26 protein-coding genes are annotated in these 23,269 nt (G+C 34.1%); 9 read left to right on the top strand and 17 right to left on the bottom strand.

Features of this window, described 5'->3' with window-relative positions; all coding sequences use genetic code 11:
- Nucleotide 1: 1 nt before the first annotated feature.
- The 5 genes from ACTF54_RS08985 to ACTF54_RS08965 all read right to left on the bottom strand — a co-directional run bounded on the left by ACTF54_RS08985 (nt 2) and on the right by ACTF54_RS08965 (nt 4,588).
- Entirely contained in the window at nt 2-646 is a 645-nt protein-coding gene (locus tag ACTF54_RS08985) for a LolA family protein (RefSeq protein WP_347197223.1), read from the bottom strand.
- Nucleotides 647-655: 9 nt separating this feature from the next.
- Nucleotides 656-3,097 (bottom strand): DNA translocase FtsK 4TM domain-containing protein, encoded by a 2,442-nt coding sequence (locus tag ACTF54_RS08980; protein WP_438969181.1) that lies wholly within the window; start codon nt 3,095-3,097, stop codon nt 656-658.
- Nucleotides 3,098-3,193: 96 nt separating this feature from the next.
- Nucleotides 3,194-3,571, bottom strand: a complete 378-nt coding sequence (locus ACTF54_RS08975; RefSeq protein ID WP_347195676.1) for a diacylglycerol kinase — start codon at nt 3,569-3,571, stop codon at nt 3,194-3,196.
- Nucleotides 3,572-4,072 carry a thiol peroxidase gene (gene tpx / locus ACTF54_RS08970; RefSeq protein WP_438969180.1) on the bottom strand — a complete coding sequence of 167 codons (501 nt, stop codon included), beginning with the start codon at nt 4,070-4,072 and terminating at the stop codon, nt 3,572-3,574.
- Between the two features lie 69 nt (nt 4,073-4,141).
- Nucleotides 4,142-4,588 carry a c-type cytochrome gene (locus ACTF54_RS08965; protein ID WP_438969179.1) on the bottom strand — a complete coding sequence of 149 codons (447 nt, stop codon included), beginning with the start codon at nt 4,586-4,588 and terminating at the stop codon, nt 4,142-4,144.
- 411 nt (nt 4,589-4,999) lie between these two features.
- Between ACTF54_RS08965 and ACTF54_RS08960 the strand changes: the two genes are divergently transcribed.
- Nucleotides 5,000-5,938, top strand: coding sequence for a hydrogen peroxide-inducible genes activator (locus tag ACTF54_RS08960; RefSeq protein ID WP_347195679.1), 939 nt, complete (start codon nt 5,000-5,002; stop codon nt 5,936-5,938).
- A 77-nt stretch (nt 5,939-6,015) separates the two neighbouring features.
- Here ACTF54_RS08960 and ACTF54_RS08955 read toward each other — a convergent pair whose 3' ends face one another.
- From ACTF54_RS08955 to holA, 3 genes are all read right to left on the bottom strand, one after another.
- Nucleotides 6,016-6,213, bottom strand: coding sequence for a hypothetical protein (locus tag ACTF54_RS08955; protein WP_347195680.1), 198 nt, complete (start codon nt 6,211-6,213; stop codon nt 6,016-6,018).
- Between the two features lie 256 nt (nt 6,214-6,469).
- Complete coding sequence (gene menA, locus ACTF54_RS08950; RefSeq protein WP_438969178.1) at nt 6,470-7,606, bottom strand: 1,4-dihydroxy-2-naphthoate octaprenyltransferase; 1,137 nt, start codon at nt 7,604-7,606, stop codon at nt 6,470-6,472.
- A complete protein-coding gene (holA, locus tag ACTF54_RS08945) occupies nt 7,606-8,616 on the bottom strand; it encodes a DNA polymerase III subunit delta (protein ID WP_347195682.1) in 1,011 nt (336 codons plus the stop codon). The genes menA and holA overlap by 1 nt, the downstream gene beginning before the upstream one ends.
- A 33-nt stretch (nt 8,617-8,649) precedes the next feature.
- On the opposite strand from holA, the gene ACTF54_RS08940 reads away from it, so the two are divergent.
- The 3 genes from ACTF54_RS08940 to ACTF54_RS08930 all read left to right on the top strand — a co-directional run bounded on the left by ACTF54_RS08940 (nt 8,650) and on the right by ACTF54_RS08930 (nt 11,097).
- A complete protein-coding gene (locus ACTF54_RS08940) occupies nt 8,650-9,096 on the top strand; it encodes a type I restriction enzyme HsdR N-terminal domain-containing protein (RefSeq protein WP_347195683.1) in 447 nt (148 codons plus the stop codon).
- The gene (locus tag ACTF54_RS08935) at nt 9,093-10,091 is read left to right on the top strand and encodes a glycosyltransferase family 2 protein (RefSeq protein ID WP_438969177.1); all 999 of its coding nucleotides are present in this window, start codon (nt 9,093-9,095) and stop codon (nt 10,089-10,091) included. The genes ACTF54_RS08940 and ACTF54_RS08935 overlap by 4 nt, the downstream gene beginning before the upstream one ends.
- Before the next feature lie 121 nt (nt 10,092-10,212).
- Nucleotides 10,213-11,097 carry an OmpA/MotB family protein gene (locus ACTF54_RS08930; RefSeq protein WP_347195685.1) on the top strand — a complete coding sequence of 295 codons (885 nt, stop codon included), beginning with the start codon at nt 10,213-10,215 and terminating at the stop codon, nt 11,095-11,097.
- Between the two features lie 169 nt (nt 11,098-11,266).
- On the opposite strand, the gene ACTF54_RS08925 is transcribed toward ACTF54_RS08930, so the two are convergent.
- Both ACTF54_RS08925 and ACTF54_RS08920 read right to left on the bottom strand, forming a co-directional pair.
- Nucleotides 11,267-11,944 carry a hypothetical protein gene (locus ACTF54_RS08925; protein ID WP_438969176.1) on the bottom strand — a complete coding sequence of 226 codons (678 nt, stop codon included), beginning with the start codon at nt 11,942-11,944 and terminating at the stop codon, nt 11,267-11,269.
- Between the two features lie 136 nt (nt 11,945-12,080).
- Complete coding sequence (locus tag ACTF54_RS08920) at nt 12,081-12,614, bottom strand: YqaA family protein (RefSeq protein ID WP_347196069.1); 534 nt, start codon at nt 12,612-12,614, stop codon at nt 12,081-12,083.
- Nucleotides 12,615-12,866: 252 nt separating this feature from the next.
- Here ACTF54_RS08920 and ACTF54_RS08915 point away from each other — a divergent pair, with 252 nt between their 5' ends.
- The gene (locus ACTF54_RS08915; protein WP_347196080.1) at nt 12,867-14,381 is read left to right on the top strand and encodes a DEAD/DEAH box helicase; all 1,515 of its coding nucleotides are present in this window, start codon (nt 12,867-12,869) and stop codon (nt 14,379-14,381) included.
- A gap of 70 nt (nt 14,382-14,451) precedes the next feature.
- Here ACTF54_RS08915 and ACTF54_RS08910 read toward each other — a convergent pair whose 3' ends face one another.
- The 5 genes from ACTF54_RS08910 to ACTF54_RS08890 form a co-directional block, all read right to left on the bottom strand.
- Nucleotides 14,452-14,811, bottom strand: a complete 360-nt coding sequence (locus ACTF54_RS08910) for a hypothetical protein (RefSeq protein ID WP_438969175.1) — start codon at nt 14,809-14,811, stop codon at nt 14,452-14,454.
- Between the two features lie 72 nt (nt 14,812-14,883).
- On the bottom strand, nt 14,884-15,837 hold the full coding sequence (locus ACTF54_RS08905) for a M28 family metallopeptidase (RefSeq protein WP_438969202.1): 954 nt from the start codon (nt 15,835-15,837) through the stop codon (nt 14,884-14,886).
- Between the two features lie 158 nt (nt 15,838-15,995).
- Entirely contained in the window at nt 15,996-16,814 is an 819-nt protein-coding gene (locus ACTF54_RS08900; RefSeq protein WP_347196072.1) for a carboxypeptidase-like regulatory domain-containing protein, read from the bottom strand.
- 49 nt (nt 16,815-16,863) lie between these two features.
- Complete coding sequence (locus ACTF54_RS08895) at nt 16,864-17,442, bottom strand: non-canonical purine NTP diphosphatase (RefSeq protein ID WP_347196073.1); 579 nt, start codon at nt 17,440-17,442, stop codon at nt 16,864-16,866.
- A gap of 2 nt (nt 17,443-17,444) precedes the next feature.
- The gene (locus ACTF54_RS08890; RefSeq protein ID WP_347196074.1) at nt 17,445-18,089 is read right to left on the bottom strand and encodes an alpha/beta hydrolase; all 645 of its coding nucleotides are present in this window, start codon (nt 18,087-18,089) and stop codon (nt 17,445-17,447) included.
- Nucleotides 18,090-18,124: 35 nt separating this feature from the next.
- Between ACTF54_RS08890 and ACTF54_RS08885 the strand changes: the two genes are divergently transcribed.
- Nucleotides 18,125-18,538 carry a hotdog fold thioesterase gene (locus ACTF54_RS08885; RefSeq protein WP_347196075.1) on the top strand — a complete coding sequence of 138 codons (414 nt, stop codon included), beginning with the start codon at nt 18,125-18,127 and terminating at the stop codon, nt 18,536-18,538.
- Between the two features lie 30 nt (nt 18,539-18,568).
- On the top strand, nt 18,569-19,612 hold the full coding sequence (locus ACTF54_RS08880; RefSeq protein ID WP_438969174.1) for a chorismate-binding protein: 1,044 nt from the start codon (nt 18,569-18,571) through the stop codon (nt 19,610-19,612).
- A 6-nt stretch (nt 19,613-19,618) separates the two neighbouring features.
- On the opposite strand, the gene ACTF54_RS08875 is transcribed toward ACTF54_RS08880, so the two are convergent.
- The gene (locus ACTF54_RS08875; RefSeq protein ID WP_347196077.1) at nt 19,619-19,807 is read right to left on the bottom strand and encodes a hypothetical protein; all 189 of its coding nucleotides are present in this window, start codon (nt 19,805-19,807) and stop codon (nt 19,619-19,621) included.
- Nucleotides 19,808-20,179: 372 nt separating this feature from the next.
- Here ACTF54_RS08875 and menD point away from each other — a divergent pair, with 372 nt between their 5' ends.
- On the top strand, nt 20,180-21,850 hold the full coding sequence (gene menD, locus ACTF54_RS08870; protein ID WP_438969173.1) for a 2-succinyl-5-enolpyruvyl-6-hydroxy-3-cyclohexene-1-carboxylic-acid synthase: 1,671 nt from the start codon (nt 20,180-20,182) through the stop codon (nt 21,848-21,850).
- A gap of 91 nt (nt 21,851-21,941) precedes the next feature.
- Nucleotides 21,942-22,244, top strand: a complete 303-nt coding sequence (locus ACTF54_RS08865; RefSeq protein ID WP_347196081.1) for a DUF2853 family protein — start codon at nt 21,942-21,944, stop codon at nt 22,242-22,244.
- A gap of 138 nt (nt 22,245-22,382) precedes the next feature.
- Here ACTF54_RS08865 and ACTF54_RS08860 read toward each other — a convergent pair whose 3' ends face one another.
- Nucleotides 22,383-22,817 carry a c-type cytochrome gene (locus tag ACTF54_RS08860; protein WP_347196079.1) on the bottom strand — a complete coding sequence of 145 codons (435 nt, stop codon included), beginning with the start codon at nt 22,815-22,817 and terminating at the stop codon, nt 22,383-22,385.
- Nucleotides 22,818-23,269 lie beyond the last annotated feature (452 nt).

Here is a 23,269-nt window from a genome sequence, read left to right as displayed (position 1 = left end):
ATTAATTCATTTCTTGTACCACCCAACTTTTATATTGTGCAGCGTCAAAGTTGAAAGAATTTTTAGGAAGTGGCTCGTTTGTTTGTAATGACTTTAAGGTAAACGTAGCCACCGTACCAGAGTTTTCTGTAATTATAGCTTTATAGATATGCTTTGTATTCACATCTATTCCTAATAAAACACTCTTATATTCAGAAGCTGATTTGATAGGTGTTAATTTGATGAATTGTATTTTTCTTCCACCTTCATTTTGAACAATATCCCATTTTCTTACATATCCTTTTTCATAAAAAGTAAGGATATTTGAAGGCGTTATCATTTGAGAGCCGTCATTACGTACTTTGGAAATAGTTACTTGTTCATCTTCAGCATTGATAGCATATTGCTTTTTACCATCAAAAATGTAGGTGGTTCCTAAGAAGTTGACATTGTATTTTTGACCTGCCATTCTTGCGTCCCCTTGAACATCCATATCTGTTCCAGTCTTAGGGTTTTTGAAGTTTCCTTTATAAGTGAAGGATACATTGTCGTAAGACTTGAATTTTTCTGCTACTTCTTTTAATAGTTGATCTGCTTTGGCATCTTGTGCTGTTGCCGCTTTCGCGAAAGCGAATATCATAAAAACAGATAGGATATAATTTTTCATTTTACTTTTTTAACTATTACTTTCTTGGTTTAAAAATACCTCTAGAGACGCTAAATCTGGAATTAAAACCTGTCTTGCTTTACTACCTTCAAAACCACCGACTATTCCAGCAGCTTCTAATTGGTCGATAATACGTCCAGCACGATTGTAGCCTAGTTTTAACTTACGCTGCAATAAAGAAGCACTTCCTTGTTGTGCAACAACAATAATTTCTGCAGCTTCTTTAAATTTTGCATCTCTTTCGTCGATATTGTTATCAATACTTGTGCCACCTTCTTCACCTACATACTCAGGTAATATATGTGCGTCTGGATAGGCTTTTTGTGCCCCTATAAAATCTGTTATCTTTTCTACTTCTGGAGTATCTACAAAGGCACATTGTATTCTTATCAATTCATTTCCAGCAGTATAAAGCATATCACCACGTCCTATTAATTGATCAGCGCCACCGCTATCTAAAATTGTGCGAGAATCGACTTTTTGCATTACTCTAAAAGAAATACGAGCAGGAAAGTTAGCCTTGATCATACCAGTAATAACATTTACCGATGGTCGTTGTGTAGCAATAATTAAGTGAATCCCAATCGCACGAGCCAGTTGTGCCAGTCTAGCTATAGGTGTTTCTACCTCTTTACCAGCGGTCATGATCAAATCTGCAAATTCATCTACTACTAGAACAATGTATGGTAAAAATTTATGACCATTTGCAGGATTTAGTTTTCTCGCTTTAAATTTTGCGTTATACTCTTTTAAGTTACGACACATCGCATCTTTAAGAATGTCATAACGCTGGTCCATTTCTATACAAAGACTATTCAAAGTATTGATTACCTTTGAATTATCCGTAATAATAGCTTCGGCACTATCGGGTAATTTAGCCAGGTAGTGACGTTCTATTTTATTAAATAAAGTTAGTTCTACTTTTTTAGGATCTACCAGTACAAATTTTACTTCGGCAGGATGTTTGGAATAGAGTAGGGACGTTAGAATTGCATTCAATCCTACAGATTTACCTTGTCCTGTGGCACCTGCCATAAGCAAGTGAGGCATTTTTGCTAGATCTACAACAAAAGTTTCATTTGAGATATTCTTACCAAAAGCAATCGGCAATTCCATTTCGGCATTTTGAAATTTAGGAGATGCGATAACAGATCGCATAGAAACTATAGATGGATTTTGATTAGGTACTTCTATACCTATGGTTCCTTTTCCAGGAATAGGAGCAATGATACGTATTCCTAATGCAGCAAGTGATAACGCAATATCGTCCTCTAAGTTTTTAATTTTTGAAATACGTATACCAGCCTCAGGTACGATTTCATAAAGAGTTACCGTAGGTCCTATAGTCGCACTAATCTTTGCAATACCTATTTTATAGTTCTTAAGGGTTTCTACAATTTTATCCTTATTTGCTTGTAGTTCTTCTTCATTTATGGTGATCGTTTTACCACCGGTGTAATCTTTTAATAAATTGAGTGGTGGAAATTTAAAGTTGCTCAGCTCAAGTGTAGGATCAAATTCGCCAAAATCCTCTACTAGTTTTGATGCTTTACTATCGATCACTTCTTCTTCATCAATAATTTGTTCGATTTCCATTCCTATATCATTTGCATCCTTAGGCGCAACGGTCTTTTTAAGAACAGGTTCTGGAATCTCTTCTTCTGGCGGTGTGATTTCCATATCATTACCAGAAAGGTGGATCGCTGGTTGCCGCTCTTCATCAACAGCTGTTTCTGTTTTTTCTTGGATACTACTTCCTTCTATGGTTGCTTTTTCCCATTCACTTTCTTCGTCAGTAGTTTCAATGTTGTCAAAACCTTCTTTTACTTCATCTGCTTTTTTAGAGAAATAAGCACTTATAATTTCTGGAGTTAATTTCAATCTCAGTACTAAATATACAATCGCGATAAATGCCATGATTAGTACAGCGCCTATTAATCCTAAATAGTCTTGTAAAAAGTCGTTCAATTCATAACCTACTTTGCCGCCTAAAAGAGCATTACTTTTATGAAAGAAACCTAGAAAGACAGAAAACCACAGCATTAATAATAATCCCCAGAACCATAGATTAGAAATCCGCTTTCGCGAAAGCGAAAACACACTGTCACTGCTTGCAAATAAGAAAATCCCAGAAATAATGGTCAATATGGCTATGGAAAAAGCTGGAATACCAAAACCTTGATAAACAAACACATGACCTAACCAAGCACCTAGCTGGCTGATCCAGTTTTTAGTTTCAGTACTACGACTGCCTATTTCATGTAGAATACTTTGATCTTCTTCTCCTGTAAATAAATAGGAAGTAAAAGAAAATAACAACAGTAAGCCTAAGACAATCAAAGCACTACCTAATATGACTTGTTGTAGTCTATTGAGTTTGAAACTAGGTATTTGTAAAGGTTTTTTTGCCTTTGCAGTAGATTTCTTTGTTGCAGTTTTTTTACGCGCCATGAGTTATAGTGAACGAGCAAAAATAAGAATATTGCGTGGTATAAAAAGAAGTAGTTGCTAGTTATTAGTTAACAGAGTAATTATCTAACTAATTTTCTATTCAAAAAGCGTAACCACATAAGGCGTATAAATAATAAACCCAACGACAGTAGAAGCTATAGCGGTAATAACGACAGCACCAGCCGCAATATCTTTTATATGTCCTATCTTTTCATGAAAATCAGGATGGATAAAGTCTGCAATGGCCTCTGCGGTGGTATTTATTCCTTCTAGACCCATAACCAGACCTATGCAAAGAGTTTGTGCCATCCATTCTGTAGCAGTGATATTAAAATAAAAGCCAGCAATAGTCATTATTACAGCTATTGCGGCTTGTACTTGTATGCTAGGTTCGGTTTTAAGGAGAATGATGGCGCCTTTTGTGGCATAACCCATCGCCTTAATCCTACCTGTAATGAATTTAAGAAATCCCAATTATAAAAGCGATTTAAGGGCTTCTAGGTAATTAGGCTCGTCTGCAATTTCTGAAACTTGCTCGTTGTAAATTACTTTTCCTTCTTCATCAAGAACAACTACTGCTCGTGAGTGAAAACCAGCAAGTGGTCCAGAGGTCATAGTAAGGCCATAGTCTTTTCCAAAACTGCCATTAATGACATCACTTAAGTTTTCTACATTCTCGATATCTTCATCATTTGCAAATCTTTTTTGAGCAAAAGGAGTATCTCTAGAAATACAAAGTACTGCAGTATTTTTTAATTCTGTAGCGCGTTTGTTAAAGTTCTTTACAGATGTTGCACATACGTCTGTATCAATACTAGGAAAGATGTTCAAAATAACACGTTTACCTTTATAATCATTTAATAAAGCATTAGAAAGATCTGCTCTTTTAAGTTTAAAGTCTGGAGCTTTTGTTCCCACTTCTGGAAGTGTTCCACTAGTAGAAATTTCATTTCCTCCTATAGTTATAGTAGCCATTTGTTACAAGTTAAATTAAGTAGGACAAGTTACAATTATCATTGCTCTACAAATTTAATGTCTTGTTAATTATTTAGGAATCTCTACCCAAGATAAAATAGCATCAATGTCCTCATTAGATAATTGCGGAAAAGCATTCATATTAGATTGATTGTACTCATTATATATGGCAACTGCCTGGGCATCTCCAGATTTAATCAATTGCGCACTATTGATAATCCATTTATATAACCACTCTTGATCACGACGCTTTGTAACACCATACAATGCCGGTCCTACGGCCTTTTTATACCTCTTGTGACAGGAAGCGCAATTCGTTTTGAAAAGAGATTCACCTAGTTCTTGTTGTTCGGTAAGTACCACTGGTGGTTTTACCTCAATAGGTTCTTGAGGTGCTTGAAAAGAATATTTTTGCTGTTCTTGTGCAACGAAAAACGCGGCACCGAATATTACTAGGATCATGGTTAATATCAAACCAGCAATTAAAGCTAGACCTTTAGATAGATCGTTAAACATAGTGGCTTATTTTTTAATTATGATTAAGTTTTTCGCTTTCGCGAAAGCGGAATAAACTATACTACAAAGATAAGGTCGAGGATATAGTTCGTAAATTTTAAGAAGATTTATTCCACGATACTTTTAGAACATTTTATTGATCTCAAAGTCTATTTTGACGATAAGTAATTCCATTATGTAAGTCGTAAAATGCTAAGTAAAATTTCAATTGAAGAGCTATAATTTAAGCCCTTATTAAAAGTTACAAAGTATGAACTCTTGATCATTTTTATTTTAAATGAATTCATTTACGCATATCACGGTAAGACATCAAAAAGTACTGATGTCATTTGTGATTATTTATATTAAAATACTCTGTCTTGTCATCAATTTTATGAATAGTCTTTTTTATTTTTGTAGAAAATTTCTATCATGACTATTACGCAATTAAAATATGTACTTGCAGTCGCACAATACCAAAACTTTACCAGAGCTGCAGATAAGGTTTTTGTGACGCAGCCTACATTGAGTATGCAAATCCAAAAGCTAGAAGATGAATTAGACGTTCAAATATTTGATAGAAGTAAAAAACCTATCGAACTTACGGATACAGGAAGAAAAATCGTTAATCAGGCTCGTAATATTGTTAATGAAAGCGATCGCATACAGGATATTGTAGATCAAGAAAAAGGTTTTATAGGTGGTGAGTTTAAAATAGGAGTCATACCAACAGTAATGCCTACGTTGTTACCTATGTTTCTTGCCAATTTTGTCAATAAATACCCAAAAGTAAAATTGCGTATTGAAGAGTTGACCACAGAAAATATAATTGATGGCTTACAAGATGGAAGTATAGACGCAGCAATTGCAGCCACTCCTTTAAAACATGATTTAATCAAAGAACGTGTTCTATATTACGAGCCTTTTGTCGCTTATGATCCTAGATTATCTGGTCAACCTAATTCAAAAATTAAAGTAGATGATATTAATGTGGACGATCTACTACTTCTGGAAGATGGGCATTGTTTCAAAGACAGTATCTTAAACTTATGTCGTAGTACAAGAGATATAGAAAGAGAAAGATTCATGCTAGAAAGCGGTAGTTTTGAAACGCTTATAAAACTGGCAGACGAAGGTTTAGGAATGACTTTATTACCTTATTTAAATACCATGGATCTATCAGAACGCAAAAAAGAGAATCTTAGATTTTTTGAGGATCCGTCACCAGCACGTGAGGTAAGCCTTATTTATCATAAAAGTGAGTTGAAAATGCAAATTATAGATGCGTTACAAAATGTAATTGCTGGCGTTATTAAAGGAGCTATAGCCTTTCAGAATGTACAAATTATAAGTCCAGTAGCAGGAAAGTAATCGAGGCTTAAAACCATAAAAAAAGCTGGAAATCTAATTTTATTTAGATTTCCAGCTTTATTAGTTTATAACTTTCCTTATTCTTTTAATAAAGGAACGCAAGACCCTAATTCTGGATTTTGTAAAACGAGTTGTTTGATCCAAATTTCTAATTCTTTAATTTCATAGGGTAACAAACGTCCAACTGCTTTTTGTAGTTCTCTACAAAATAAGGTGGAGTCAAAACTGACTTTCTCGAGTATCATTTTAGTATACTCAAACATCGCTCTGGCCATAATATTAAAGTTTATAATTAAAGTAATTTTGTTTCTATAACTTGATATTTTTCATTTATGTCTTATAAATATAGTGCAATATATAGTTTACTACAACGAAGGAAATCTAAAATTATGTCAAAATTAACTCTTAATAACCTATGGAATCCTTGCACTAGCCGTTAATAAAGGGATTACTATGCATTGCATAATGTTTAAAACTTTTTTATGGAATCCATAAATGAGTTGAGATAAATGCTTGGCTTTTGTGGTGCATTTATACGGTAATCAGGTAAGCACTTAGGATAGAAAGAAGTGCAAACATAAAAGTAGAAAGTGCTACCTTTTTCAATTCAGGATCGAGTAGAGCAGGAGATGTTGTTTTTTTGACCTTCAATAAATGAATGAATAATGGGATAAAAGCTAGGAGAGGTAAAAAAGCGAAAAGTGAAATACCAAGTTCAGGAGTGAAGCCTTCGTCATAAATTGAATTTGGAACATTAATAGTTTTAGCTCCTACTTTTTCTGCAAATTCAGTTACATTTTTGTTATGATTAATTGAGTACTCTCTTTCAATTAATTCGTGATAAATATTGATAGATAAAATAATCGCACAAACAAACGCCACAACAACAAACCCATAATGCAACAACTTAGCTTTAGCAAGTCCCATTTTTACCACAATTGTATTTTTACCAGCTGTTGCATCACTCTCGATATCTCGCATATTATTAAGGTTGAGAACCGCGACACTTAATAAACCTATAGTAATGGATGGAAAAATCATTTCCCAGTTTAGAGTCTTAGTGATTAAATAATAAATCCCTATCACACTTACTGGACCAAAAAAGATAAAAACGAATACGTCGCCTAGACCTCGGTAACCATAAGCATTATCTCCTACCGTATATTTAATCGCTGCCCAAATAGCGGCAATACCTAAAACTAAAAAGAACAAAGAAACTAGTAACTTATCAATTCCTAGACTTACATAAATAAGTAGTATGGCACATATTAAAGTTAGAACAGCCGTAACGATCATACCACGTTTCATTTCTTGGGGACTAATAATACCACTTTGGATCGCTCGCATAGGACCTATTCTATCTTCATTATCTGTTCCTTTAACGCCATCGCCATAGTCGTTTGCAAAATTCGATAGGATTTGGAAACCTAGTGTGGTAATTAACGCGAGAATCGGAATAGTATAGTTAAAATCAAAACCTATAGATTGTAAATAGTCCACCACACCAGTTTCTTCAACAGGAGACTTCTTTAAATAATCGAGAGTAGATCTCCAATTATTAACTTTTGAATAAGCAAACGCACTACCCACCAAAATCCCACTAATACTCAACGGCAATGTTCTTAATCTCGCAGCACTGACCCATGCTTTTAGTTTTGTACTAGCCATTATTTAGACATGATATTAACGAGAGCTTCTTTTAAAAGATCGTGATGATTTGCTTGATGTGTTCCTACACCTTTTGATTTGACATCCATATCTCTTATGATCTTAATCGCGCGACTGCAATATTTCATAGGGTAGTTTTTTGCAGCAGTAATAATTTCCTGAACAAAAAACGGATTCACTCCAGCGGCACGAGCCACTGCTTGTGAATCATTCTTGTCCTTAATTGTATGTACTTTCAGCAACTGTGTAAAAAAACTATACAATTGCGCTGTCGTGAGCACTAGCGGATTATCCTTTGGATTATCATTAAAGTAATTGATGATTTTATGAACCTTTACCACATCACGCATTCCCATCGCTTTGCGCAGCTCAAAATTATTGTAGTCTTTTGAGATACCAATGTTATCCTCGATGACTTGAGGAGTTATAGGACGATCTGGAGTATGAACAATCGCCAGTTTAGAAAGCTCGTTATTGATCTTTCCTAAATCGGTTCCTAAATACTCGACTAACATTCTGGTCGCATTAGGATCGATTTGATATCCCATTTCTTTCAATCTACCAGTTACAAAAGCAGGAACTTTATTTTCATAAAGTGGCTTACTTTCCATGTAAACAGCGTGTTTTTTAAGCAATTTAGTAATCTTGCTACGTCCGTCAGGCGTTTTGTATTTGTAGGCAAAAACTAAAATCGTGGTCGTTTGTGGATTCTCTACATAGCTTTCTAGTTTGGCCAGTTGTTTTACCAGATGTTGCGCTTCTTTAACGATAATTACCTGATGTTCTGCCATCATAGGAAAACGTTTAGCATTTTCAAGAACCTCTTCCATGGTCGTTTCCTTACCATAGATTACCATTTGATTAAAGCCTTTCTCGCCTTCGTCCAGTACGTTATCTTCTATAAAGTCACTTACTTGATCAATAAAATAAGGTTCTGCACCGCACAAGAAATATACGGGCGCATATCGCTTTTGCTTTAAATCGGCTATAATCTTTGTTGCATCACTCATCGAGAGCTGTTGAGGTTTTTGTAATATTGCGCTATGAAGCCATTGCGACTACCAGCTGGAAATTTCAGAGTCAAAAGTACTGAAAAAGGACGTGCTATCTTTGACCCAATCAGGAAAAAGTTTGTACACTTGACACCAGAAGAATGGGTGCGGCAACATGTTGTTTTATTTCTGCTTTCGCGAAAGCGGATACCGCAAAATCTCATTAACATAGAAAAGCAATTGATCATCGCAGGAACTACAAAACGATATGACATTATCTCCTATAACACAGATGGTTCTATACATTTAGTAGTAGAATGTAAAGCGCCAGAAATTAAAATCGATCAATCTGTTTTTGATCAAATTGCTCGTTACAATCTAGCATTAAAAGCAGATTACTTAATGGTGACCAATGGAATAGATCATTATTTTTGCACCATGGATTATAAAAAGCAGACTTATAATTTTATTCCAGACTTACCAGAATACGTTTTATGAAAATAGGAATCGTCATATTAAACTGGAATGGGCTCGAGTTGCTTAAAACCTATTTACCTAGTGTTGTAGAGCACAGTAAGGATCATGTTGTTTATTTAGCAGATAATGCTTCTACAGATGATTCTATAAAATGGACACAAAAAGCTTTTCCAGTTGTTAAGATCATTGCGATGGATGAAAATCGCGGTTATGCTGGTGGCTATAATGTGGCTTTAAAGAAAGTTGAAGAAGAAGTAGTTTGTTTACTCAATAGCGATGTTGCAGTTACGCCTGGTTGGTGCGATGCGATTGCTACAAGATTTGAGAAAGATGCACATCTTGCCGCATGTCAACCTAAATTACTGGACGATAAAAAAAGAGACTATTTTGAATATGCTGGTGCTGCAGGTGGATTTTTAGATCGATATGCTTATCCTTATTGTCGTGGTCGTGTGTTTCATACTATCGAAAAAGATACAGGTCAATATAACCATGTGGTAGATTTACATTGGGCTAGTGGTGCTTGTTTATTCCTGAGAAAAGAGGCTTTTAACTTAGTAGGTCGATTTGACGAAGATTATTTTGCACACCAAGAAGAGATAGATCTATGTTGGAGATTGCGTCATGCCGGTTACCAGATAAGTTATGAACCACAGTCAGTTGTTTATCATTTAGGAGGCGGAACTTTAAATAACTTGAATCCGCAAAAGACATTTTTTAATTTTAGAAACAGTTTATATAATATTGTAAAAAATGATCGTTCTAGGTTTTGGTTTTGTATCCTTTTTGTGAGAATGATTCTAGATGGAATTGCAGGTATCAAATTTATAACCGAATTGAAATGGACTCATTTTACAGCAGTGTTAAGAGCCCATTTTAATTTTTATATAAATCTAAGGTCACTTTTCAATAAGAGAAAACTGCTTAAAGAATCTGAATCTTTAACCATGGTGAAAAATGCAGATTTAAGTATCGTATATCAATATTTTATAAAAGGAAATAAAACCTACGAATAGTAACGATCAATAACATAAATCATTGTTAATAGCTATTAAAAAATATTTAATAGTTTTAATTTTGTTACTGTTTTTAACAATTAAAGGAACAATTAAATAAAATATAAAATCCCCAAATAAAATGAAAAAAATATTTTTAATGTTGCTTGCCGGTGGACTTTTAGTATCCTGTGCTTCAAAAAAAGACCTTGAAGCCGCCATGGCCAAGCAAAAAGAGACGAAAGAACTTTTAGATACTGCAACGGTAAAATTAAACGCTTGTTTAGCTGATGAGAAAGCAGCCCAAGCAAGGTTAGAGGCTATGAGAGATCAAATAGCAACTCTTAAAAATTCTAATAATGCTTTATTAAACAATCAAGGAGAATTAGTAACCCTTTCAACAACAGGAAGCCGTAATTTAGAACGTTCTCTTGAAAGTCTAAGAGAGAAAGATTTACAAATTAAATCTTTGAACGATGCAATAACTAAAAAAGACAGTGTTACTCTAGCCTTAGTTACTAGTTTAAAAAGCTCTTTAGGTAATTTACAAGATGAAGACATAAGTGTGAACGTAGAAAAAGGAGTGGTCTTTATTTCTATATCTGATAAGTTATTGTTTTCAAGTGGTAGTGATAAAGTAAACAGTAGTGCAAAAGCTGTTTTAGGAAAGGTTGCTAAAGTAGTGAACGATAAGCCAGAAATAGACATTATGGTAGAAGGTCATACAGATGATCAATCTATTTCTAGTGCAAAGTTTGCAGACAACTGGGCTTTAAGTACGGCGCGTGCGACGGCTGTAACTAGAGTATTGCAAAATGATTTTGATGTAGCACCAGAGCGTATGACTGCGGCAGGAAGATCCTATTATATGCCAGTAGCAAGTAATGATACCGCTGAAGGTCGTTCTAAAAATAGACGTACAAGAATCGTGGTACTTCCTAAGCTGGATCAATTCTTTGATATGGTAGAAAAAGGAATGGAGCAAGCAAAAGAAAATGCAAAAAAGGAAACTGAGAGTAAGAACTAATTAATTGTTTTTTTAAATGTATTAAGCACCTAAGAAATTAGGTGCTTTTTGTATTTTATAGTTCTCAGTAACTACCAGCTACAGATTCACATGTAAACTATCATTGAAGTGATCTGATTATAAATTAGTGCTGGTTATTTCCATAATGTCGTTATCTGAATCGTTATGACTAACGATTTGTACTATAAGAATCTTTGGGAATAGTTACAACACTCCATTTTTTACCATATACAGAAGCAACTTCACCTATAGAATAATGTATTTCAACCTTTCCAGATTTTAATGCGATACCTTGATCGGTACCTCTTATAGTAACATTTATCAACTCCATATAATCGTTTAAGTTTTTACCCTTAAATGTAGCATCATTCTTACTTAAGCTATCAGAAGCTTTCAGTATCTTTTGAAACCTGACTACTTCTCCATAAGAGATGATTTTTGTCTCATTAGTCTTCTTATTCTTCACTGCTGGAATTAATTCTGTATCAAATCTGTAATCTATATTTTTACCAAGTTCTAAATTTTTTAAAAGGTTTTCATTTGTAAGCCTGTTTTTAACTCTCAATAACTTCTTGTAGTACATATCAACTACATATTCCATTGTTTCCCCTTGCTGATCTAATTTGCAAGGAACACCTTTGTAGCACATATTCTGTTGGCGCATAAAGTTTAAGGTTTCTTTATCCATAACAACACGAGTGCAAAAACTGCGCAATTCTTCGTCATTATCTGCTTTAATAGATTTTACAAAATCAGTGTAGAGATTTTCAAGTGTTAGATGATTAACTTGTCCGTTTGCATTAGAATGAGCTGTTATTATCAAAAGAATGGCAATGAGGTTTCTCATTTTCTAGGTTTAAAAGGATAGAGTGTAAAGACTAAAGCAAATTACACAAATTTTATATCTTCAAACGATCAATGGTAAATGTGAGAGAGCTTTATGTGGTATCTCGCTTTCGCGAAAGCGGGATTATAAAATTATTTTAAACCAAAGAGAAAATAGCTGCTCCATATAGAGCATAACGTAAAAAGCGCAATAAGCCTATAAGTATCCAGCTTTTGATAGGATATCGCAGCATACCTGCAACCAGGCTAGCCATGGAGAAAGGCAATGGTAATAAAGCGCCTACAGCAATAAGAATGCCACCCCATTTTCTAGCCATAACAAGTTGTTTGGCCATTTTTACCTCTAGATAATTATGTAAACTAGGGATTCTTAAAGCTCTTCTTCCTATCCAGTAAGAAGTAAAACCACCCAGGTAGGAAAGAAGCGCAATTAGTGATAAATTGAGAATAGGTGTGCTTGTTTCTCCAGCCCAAGCGATAAATAACTCTGGTGGGATCAAGCCTAAAACCGTTTCAGAAACATAGAAAAATGCTAGAACACCGTAATCAGGTAATTTTTCAACAGCCAGTTCTAAAAGTCCCATCAGTCCATCTTCATAAGCAAAATGAACAATAGCAAGGATACCAACAACTATTAAAACAGGTGGCATAGATTTTTTTATACTATCCACTACGAATGTATAGAAACCTGTCAGCTTATAGTATTTATGAGCGCGATCAGGTTGAAACCAGGGTTTTTTCTTTGTAGTGGACTGTTCCAAATCTAAATACCTTTAAATACAAAATTACTACTTAAACACCTTTTTCAACGTTAAAATCTTATCAATTAAAAAAACTTGTTTTCTTAACACTAAACAAAGGTTAATAACTTTAGAAATGTCCTATTTTTGCAAATCTCAAAAATGAAATTCCAGAGCATGAGTATGAACAAAAAGAGTGAAATTAAATCATTATACGATTATCAAGAACAAGATCTGGAAGCTGTCTTTGATCGTATAAACAATCAAAGTGATGATTATAATTTGTTATATCAATTACCTACTGGTGGTGGTAAAACAGTTATATTCTCTGAAATTGTACGCAGGTATATTAGAGAAAAAGGAAAGAAAGTTGTCATCCTAACGCACCGTATCGAGTTATGTAAGCAAACTTCAAAAATGTTGAATGGTTTCAACGTTAAAAACAAGGTCATTAACTCTAAAGTAAAAGAGTTAGATGATCAAAAAGATTTTGACTGTTTTGTAGCCATGGTAGAAACCTTGAATAATCGTATTCAGGATGATAAATTAGAACTAGATGATATCGGTCTTGTAATTATTGATGAGGCTCATTACAATAGTTTTAGAAAATTATTCAAGTACTTTGATCACTGTTTTATGTTAGGTGTTACGGCTACACCTTTAAGTTCTAACTTTAAGTTGCCTATGAAGGATAATTACAGGGAACTTATTGTAGGAAATAGTATTTCTTCATTAGTAGAAAAAGGGTTTCTAGCCCAAGCTGTAACTCATACTTATGATGTAGGGTTAAGTGGTCTTACCATAGGTATGAATGGAGATTATACCGTAAAGTCCAGTGAAAAGCTTTACACAGCGGTGAACATGCAAGATAAGTTGATACAATCTTATCTAGAAGTTGCAAAAGGCAAAAAGACACTGATCTTTAATAACGGTATTCGTACCAGTATCGAGGTAGAGGATTCTTTTAGACGTGCCGGGATAGAAGTGAGGCACTTAGATAATACCAATACAAAGGAAGAACGTAAAGAGATTTTACGATGGTTTAAGAATAAACCAGATGCTGTTTTAACATCTGTAAGTATTCTAACTACTGGTTTTGATGAACCTAGTGTAGAGTGTATCATTTTAAATCGTGCTACAAAATCATTGACACTTTACTATCAGATGATAGGTCGTGGTTCTCGTATTCTAGATGATAAAAAAGAGTTTCAGATTATCGATTTAGGAAATAATGTGGCGCGTTTTGGTTTGTGGAACGAGCCAGTAGATTGGCAACAAGTTTTTAGATCACCTGATTTTTATGTGGAGAATATCGTTTCTGACGAAGAGATAGAACGCAATTTTGTGTATCAAATACCAGAAGCTACTAAGGCAGAGTTTCCTAACACAAAAGAATTTACATTTGATATAAAAGGAGCTTATAAACGCATCACTAAAGAAGGTCGTAAATCTAAAGATGTTCTTGATGAATCAATTGCACAGCACGTGCAGTGGTGTGTGGAGAATAGTGAAGATGTATTTGATGCACGTATTCTTGCAAAGCTATTGAAAGAAGATATTAAGGATCGTATTAGACGCTATGCGTATTGTATTATCAACAATACAAATAATTATAAAGACTGGTTAGAAGAAGATTATTACCGCCGTTTACGTATGGCGATACAGCAAGAGTTTGCCGGTATAGAATCTGATCAGTAATATTATTTACGCTTTCGCGAAAGCGAGATGCTAAATCAAAAAGGTGCGATATAAATCGCACCTTTTTTGTTTATAAGAATTTAATCCAAGAAATTATCAAAATAATCAAACATGATCCAATCAGGATTTTAATTGTCGTTTGAGATTTATTTAGCTGTTTATTGATGGTTTCTTTTTGTTGATCAAATGAATTCTTTTGAAAGAAATCTACAGAATTTGATTCTTTTAAAATTTTAGGATTCCATAATAAAATTAAACTCATGCATAACAAAAGAGTTGATCCCTTTAAACTGGCTTCTAAATTTGCGAGAATGAAATAATCATCTACACAATAAATAAGTAAAGCTATACTTTGTAATAATAAAGCAATAAAGGAAATACCGCTTATAAAGCAAATTGTTTTTGCAGTATAATATTTTATATGATACAAATAAATCGTTTGTGAATTTAAAAAAAGCGCAAACTATAGTTTGCGCTTTTAAAATTATAAAGACTCTATTTTTTATTCTTTTAGAGCAGGACGCTTATCTGCATTAGCAACTTCCCACGCGGTAGCAAAAACTAATTTAGTTCTTCTCTGATATAATTCGTATTCAATTTTATCTGGTGTGTCGGTTGCTTTGTGATAATCTTCATGAGTACCATTAAAATAAAAAATCACAGGAACATCGTTCTTTGCAAAATTATAGTGGTCGCTACGGTAGTAAAAGCGATTAGGGTCATTTTTACCATTGTACGTATAATCTAACCTCAAATTAACCGAACTTTTATTTGCTTTTTCGGACATGTCATGCAAATCTTGAGATAGCATATCACTTCCTATCAAATAGATATAATCTGGATCTTCTTTTTGATCTGGATCGATACGGCCTATCATATCTATATTAAGATTAGCAATCGTATTTGCCATTGGATAAATAGGGTTGTCAGCATAATATTTACTTCCTTTAAGTCCTATTTCTTCTCCAGTTACATGAAGAAAAAGAATAGACCTTCTTGGGCCATAGCCGTCATTAGCAGCTTGTTTGAAAGCTTCTGCTATTTCCAGTAGTGCAATAGTACCACTGCCATCATCATCTGCACCATTAAATACTTTTCCATCCTCTACACCTATGTGATCTAAATGTGCAGATATTACTAATACTTCATCTGGATATTCTCTTCCTTCTATAAAAGCAAGTACATTCTCAGAAGAAAGTTCTGGTTTTCCAAAAGCTTTACCAGGTACTATTTGAAAGTAGTCACCATATTCTCCACCACCAGGAACACCCATTTTTTTATATTGATCTCTTAGGTAATTAACGGCTTTCTTTTGTCCAGGAGAGCCAGTGTAGCGTCCTTCCATTTCATCACTAGCATAGTAATAAAGCTGTTCCTTAAGTTCATCAAGGGTAATGGTATTTGCATAATCCATTACTTTTACTTGAGAATAATCTAAAACTGATTTTCCAGACATGCCATCAGCAACGTCTTTTCCAGATTGTTGATTGATTCCAGGCTCGCCATCTTTTCCAGGTTTACCATCTTTTCCTTTCATATTGATACAGCTCACTAAAAGAGTAGCTGCAAAAGCGCAAGTTATGAGGTGTTTGTAATTCACAAGTGTATTTTTTTTTATTTTTTATTTTTATCCTTGGATGTTTTCAAGATCTTATACTCTTCATAGCATTCACTAATTGCGTCTAAGATTTGAAGATCATTAGCCGTATCAATAAATGATTTTGAATATTGACAGTTTCTTAAAATAGCATCTATATCTAACTTATCGAGTTGTAGTAAATTCATTAAGGTTTCTCGATCGTATTTACTTTGTAGTAGCGTTCTTATTTCGTCCTGTTCTTTTACCTGACGTAGTTTGCGCATGGACTTTCCTTTTTTTCCAAAGGTGTTATAAAGAAAATCTGCTGGATTAAAGACACTTTCTAATACTTGAGTTATAGCGCCAGGTTCACTATCACCGGCTTCATAACCTTTAGGTAAACCAGCAATTTTATATCTTCTAGTAGCATAAATAGGTGCGCGTTTTGCATCTATTTCAAGAAATCCTGTAAGAGAAGTTTCTGTCACGGTAACTTCTTCAAGCGCAATTCCTTTTTCTGTCATAGATATAGTTACATCACCAAATTTAAGCCAGTCTTCAGTGACTCTCACATTAATAGTTTCAAAACCTAAGTAGGAGAAATAAAGGGTGTCATTTGCTTTAGCGGTGATTTGAAAAACACCTTCTTTGGTTGTAATGGTACCTTTTATCTGATTTAGGTTAAGGATGTTAACATTCTCAAGAACTGTATTGTCTTTTGCATTTAGAACTTTCCCTTTCACTTTGGTGGTAATGGCCTCGGTTTTTTTAGAAGTTTCCTTTTCGCCTTGAGCATTACTTATAGAAAAAACTAAAGTAAAACAGAAGAATAAAATGTAATGTCGTATTTTCATATCAGGTATAAAAATAAGCTAATGTGCTTATTTAATGAGTTTTTATAAGTTATTTAACTTCTTTTAAATAGTCGATAAGCTTAAGCAATGCCTTGGCACGATGGCTTATTTCACCTTTTTCTGTTAAAGACATTTCTGCAAAAGACTTGTCATAGCCTTGCGGGATAAAAATAGGGTCATAACCAAAGCCTTTGTCACCTCTTCTTTCCCTCAAGATAGTTCCCTCACAAACGCCTTCAAACAATGTCTGACAGCTATTCAAATTTAAGGCAATAGCAGTCACAAATCGTGCTGCTCTATTGTTATTATCTGTTAACTTTTGAAGCAGTAGATCTATATTGTCTTCACTGTTCTTTTGTTCTCCCGCGTACCTTGCGCTGTAAACTCCGGGCTCACCATTTAACGCATCGACTAGTAAACCAGTATCGTCAGCAAAAATGGGAAGATCAAATCTATCTTTGAGAAATTCTACTTTTTGAATAGCGTTTCCAGCAATTGTACCAGAAGTCTCTGGAATGTCTTCTTTAAAATTTAGGTCCTTTAAGCTTACCAACTTTACATGAGAAGGCATTAATGCCTGTACTTCTCTTAATTTATTGTCGTTATGTGTGGCAAAAATGATTTCCATAATTATATTTTTTTTGAAATTTCTAAAATAAGCGGCACATGCACCACATGCTTTATTTCTGGTCTGTGTATTACACAATTTGTACCAAAAAGAAGTTCTATTTTCTCTCGTTCCGTTTTAATAATTTCTTCATTAGAATATTCGTCTAATGTTCCTGCAATATGTATGAATTTAGGGCAGTACTTTTTAAAATGATTTGCATCGTTTTTATTTAATTCTTTTGGAATACTACCACTATGCATGATAAGCGTTTTGATAGGGTAGTGGTAATTCTTTAAAAAGCGAGTAGCGATCGATACACCTTGTGAATACCCAAAAAGCACTATACGTTTATCGCCTATCAGTTTCTCAGACTTTAAAACCTCATGGATATAATTGAGGTTGTTATGCATTTCTTGATCTGTATCTACTTTAGTAAGCCAGCAAGCGCCTACATGTTTAAAATCTTTCCCTATATAGGCTTTTGAAGGTGCTTGAGGTATGATCACATAATTTTCATATGGATCTAAACCTTCAAAATAGCGTTTAAAGTAAGTAGACAAATAACCTAATCCGTGAAAACAGACCCAGATTTTTTTAGTAGTTTCTGTTCGTTCAAAAAGTGTTTCATATGTATTAGTATGTGTATAGGAAACCGTTTTAACCATTTGTTTTGATTCTATGACTTATTTTTGGTAAAGATATGGACAAAGAAGAGATACTACAGCGTTGTAATGCCATTTGCCGCAATACACTCATGGAAACCTTGGACATCGATTTTGTAGATGTTGGGAAAGATTTTTTAACAGCTAGAATGCCAGTAACAAAAAAAGTGCATCAGCCAGATGGAGTGTTGCATGGTGGTGCCAGTGTCGCCCTTGCAGAATCTGTAGGAAGTGCTGCGAGTTACATGTTTTTGGATACAGAAAATTTTGCAATTAGAGGTTTAGAGATTAGCGCAAATCATACACGATCAAAGAAAGATGGATACGTATTTGCGACGGCTCGTTTTTTACATAAAGGAAGAACCACACAACTATGGGAAATCAAAATTACTGACGAAGAAAACAAGTTAATTTCTATTTGTAAATTAACTACTATTGCTATTAAAAAATAACCATTATATATACCTTAATTTCTTTATTGCTTGCGCCAAAATTTACTCTCATACATAGGTGATTTAATCGATCAAAAGTTACCTTTCTTTTTATTAAGAAAGGCAAATGATAGCCAGGTGCGCATTCTCTCACAATTAGATCAAAAATGGCATAAAACAGCACATGACAATATGACTTGTGGTGCTTTTTCAAAGTTTCAAATATATAAAGATCAGGTTTTTATATATGGTGAAGTAGATAGTTACTTTATATATGAAAATAATGATTTAAAAAAAACTGATTTACTAAAAGCAGTAAGTTTAGTAGACATTGAAGAGCAAAATCGTTACATAAAATTGGTGGAAAAAGCAGTTCGAGAAATGAAGGAATCAAACTTGAAAAAGGTGGTTCTATCACGCAAGCAGAAATTACCAAAAAGAAGTACTGATCTAGATATCCTTAACCAATTATTGCACCATTATCCAGCCGCTAATTGTTACTTTTTTTACCATCCTGAAATAGGTAAATGGATGGGAGCAACTCCAGAAACTTTAGTTCAAATTAAGGATGGAAAATTGGAAACGATGTCTCTTGCTGGAACTGCAATTTTCATAGAAAATGAAAGTCATATTTGGGGTGAAAAAGAATTAGAAGAACAGAAATTAGTGACCGATTTTATTGTTCAAAATCTAACCCAAAATGGAGCTGAAAATATTCAAAAGTCAGAAGTAAAAACTGTCCAAGCTGGAAATTTAATCCATCTAAGAACAGATATAACCGCAAAAATTAATCAAAGCGATAAAAGCAGATTTATAGAAGCGTTGCATCCTACGCCAGCAGTTTGTGGTTTACCTAGAGATAAGGCAGAAGGGTTCATTATGGCAAATGAAGGATACGATCGTTCTTTTTATACAGGCTATTTAGGAATACTAGAAAATGATGTGGCTAACTATTTTGTTAACTTAAGGTGTATGGAAGTACATGAAGAACATGTAGATATTTATGTAGGTGGAGGAATAACCGAATTAAGTGACCCTAAAGCCGAATTTGAAGAAACGATGAATAAGTTGATGACTATGAAAAAGCTCTTGTAGAAAATATTATAAGATACTTCTAAACGCTGTGCGCAATAATGTAGTTTTAAATCCTACAATCTGACCTTGCTCATTGCGACTCTCATTCCAGGTTTTGAAATAGTTGGTCGTTCTTTTTACATTTATTTTTAAAAATAAAGTCGATTGATATAATCCTATAAACGAGTAAAAAACAAGGTATTTGAATATAATCATAGATAAGATAGCTTTAATTTGATTTTTAAATATCGTTATAATATTTGAAATAAGCTACACTCGTTTTCTAAAATTTGCTTTTAAGTTTTTAAAATATTTATTTTAATCGATAAAATCTCTTGCAATAGCCACTTGCTCAGTAGGTCATCCTATATTTTATGAATATGAAAAGTGTTCATTTTTAAACAATTAATGTTTAAAGATATAGCGCAGTGTTTAGGTTGTTATGAATTCATTTTCTTGTAAAAATGAAGCTTAAAAATATTCCATGGATCAAGGTTTATTCATGATAACACAAAATAATTTTTCAATTATACAAGAAGCTGTTAATGATTTTGTTTGCAGTGGTTTTGGCGTTTACCTTTGTAGAATATGTATCCAGAAATTCTACATGCCCAACAAATTATTCTCTTATTTAAAAAGAGAGGCGTCAAAAACATTGTCATTTCTCCAGGTTCTAGAAATGCACCTTTGACCATCGGTTTCTCAGAAAATAGTTATTTCAATTGTTATAGCATTGTAGATGAGCGTTGTGCGGCCCATGTTGCTCTAGGAATAGCACAACAATTACAAGAACCAGTAGCAGTTCTTTGTACTAGTGGAAGTGCATTGTTAAACTATTATCCTGCGGTGACAGAAGCTTATTATTCAGAGATACCTTTAATTGTTCTAAGTGCAGACCGTCCACCTAATAGAATAGATATAGGTGATGGACAGACGATACGCCAGCAGCACGTTTATGCTAACCATATATTATTTGATACGCAATTAGAGATCATTAAAACAGTGAATGATCAAGAAGGTATCGCAACAAATGAGCGATTGATCAATAAAGCAATCAATACTTCTATCGCGCAGCACGGTCCTGTACACATTAATGTACCGTTTGAAGAACCCTTGTATAATAGAGTACAAGAACCATCTTTAGAGGTTAAGGTCATTGATATTTTAAAGGATGAATCCAGCGAGATACCTCATAACTTTACAGAGCAATGGAAAACGGCTAATAGGAAACTAGTTATTCTCGCAACTTTGAATCCGCCAGTGTTTGAAAAGGAAGATCTGGATTTGTTGACTAGTGATCCTAGCGTGCTGGTCATGAGCGAGGTAAGCAGTAATGTAGTTCATGATAAGGTGATCTGGGGAATTGACACTTTAATTGCTCCTATAGAAAAAGAGGATGATCAAATAAAAGATTTACAGCCAGACCTTGTAATTACTATAGGCGGCATGATTGTTTCTAAAAAAATCAAACAATATTTAAGGCGTTTTGAGACTAAAGTTCATTACCATGTGGGAAAGCGTCGCGCCTATGACACCTTTTTCAAACTTGCCGGACATATAAAAGTAAGACCTCAAACATGGGTACATCAGTTACCTAAAACTTATAGAGAAAGCGATTATCAAAAAAGATGGACCAGCCATTTCAATAATTATTTAGTTAAAAGAGAAGATTATTTTGCAAAAATGCCTTGGTCCGATTTTAGAGTATTTGAGCTAGCTTTTGCAAGTTTACCTAATAATATAGTCTTACAGTTAGGAAATAGCAGCACCATACGATATGCGCAACTTTTTAAAATGAATGAGTCGCACACCGTTTTTTCTAATCGTGGAACAAGCGGGATTGATGGCAGTACGAGTACAGCAATAGGTGCTGCAATAGCTCAAGAGAAACCGGTTGTTTTTATAACTGGTGATTTGAGTTTTTTCTATGATTCTAATGCGTTATGGAATAAATATATTCCTAAAAACTTTAAAATTATTGTAGTCAATAATTCTGGTGGTGGGATCTTTAGGATCCTTCCTGGCCACAAAGATACTCATGAGTTTGATACCTATTTTGAAACTAAACATGAACTAACAGCACAACATCTTTGTAAAATGCATGGTTTGAAATATGATAGTGTTAGTGATGAATCCGCTTTCGCGAAAGCGTGTAAAAAATTATTTACCATAAATGACAGTCCTCAATTACTCGAGGTATTTACACCTAGACAGATTAATGATACCGTTCTTCTAGATTACTTTAAATTTTTAAAATAGATTTACTCTTTCTTATTAATTCATGTTTTCGGGGTATAGCACTAAAACTAAATGGCCTTTGAGTAAATTAGATAAATGAGTAAAAAAATATATTGCGGCTTACAAAGACAAAGTAGGTGGTAAGCTAGACGAGGAGTTATTGAGAAAAGTAACGAAAGGTTTAGGCCCATCAATTTATAATAAAGACGCAGAAACTGTAAGTGCTGAAGCTACAGAAATGCAACGAGTGTTAGATAACTACCTTAAGAAAAAATCAGGAATGTCTGGTGACAATCTTATGGCGTCAGTAGAGACTGTAATGGAAAAGTACGGTAAGAGCAAGCGTTCAAAATATCGTGCTTGTATCTATTATATGCTTTGTGTACACCACGGTAAAGAGTCAGTTTATAATTAGAACTCTTTAGTTGATATATATAAAATCCCATTTCTTAATTGAAATGGGATTTTTTGTTTGCGGTAGTCATGTAATTCCAATCATTTTAATTGGATTTGATAGGCTCATCACATGTAATCAATGTTTTTTGTGTGAATCTTACTTCACAACAGCTTTTACCTCTTCAGCAGTTACTATATCACCTTTATTCCAGGTTTGTATGGTATAATTCATAACATCTGCCACTTCCTGATCGTCCAGTCCTAAAGGTAACATGACATTATTATATGTTTGACCATTAACAACTATCTCTCCTTTTAAGCCATATTTCACAGCGTGAATACTTTCTTTGCGTCTATCTGTTAACCAGTCAGAAGGATTTAAAGGTGGGAAAGCACCAGGAACTCCTTTTCCATTAGGCATATGACAGGTAACACAAAGTTCGCCATAGATTTCTTTTCCTGTAGCGACGCTTTGTTCTAAAGGTGTAGTCGGTACTTTATTAGCTCCATAATTTCCTGTGGCTGCATCTTTTTTGTCGTTTCCACAGCTTGTTAAAACAATTGCGATGATTAGTATGAATAGATATTTCATAATTTTTCTTTAAGATTTAAAAATACAAAGCAATCTTGGAAACTTATTGGATTAAAGTAGAATAATTTGATTTGTGTTTTACTAAAATAAAAACTTAGTCTTTTAGAAATTATCTGTACTGCAACCGTGAAAGCCCTTTGGTGCCTATATCAACAAGCTGAATTTGTCGTTAACCTTTCTTCCCTTTACAAAGAGAAATATTTTTACATTGCTATAGAAAATGACTTTATGGAATAATTTACACACTTAGGCGGAATGAATTCCGCCGCTGAGAATATGCTGTCGCCTAGCGACGTTCTTTTTATTTAGCATACTAAAGTTTGCTTTTTTAACTTCAAAATTTTTAAATTTCACTCACCAACTCACCAACTCACCAACTCACCAACTCACCAACTCACCAACTCACCAACTCACCAACTCACCAACTCAACAACTCACCAACTCAACAACTC

It is taken from the genome of Nonlabens sp. (assembly GCF_965657255.1).
Classification (GTDB): domain Bacteria; phylum Bacteroidota; class Bacteroidia; order Flavobacteriales; family Flavobacteriaceae; genus Nonlabens.
This window is presented reverse-complemented; position numbering and strand designations above follow the sequence as displayed.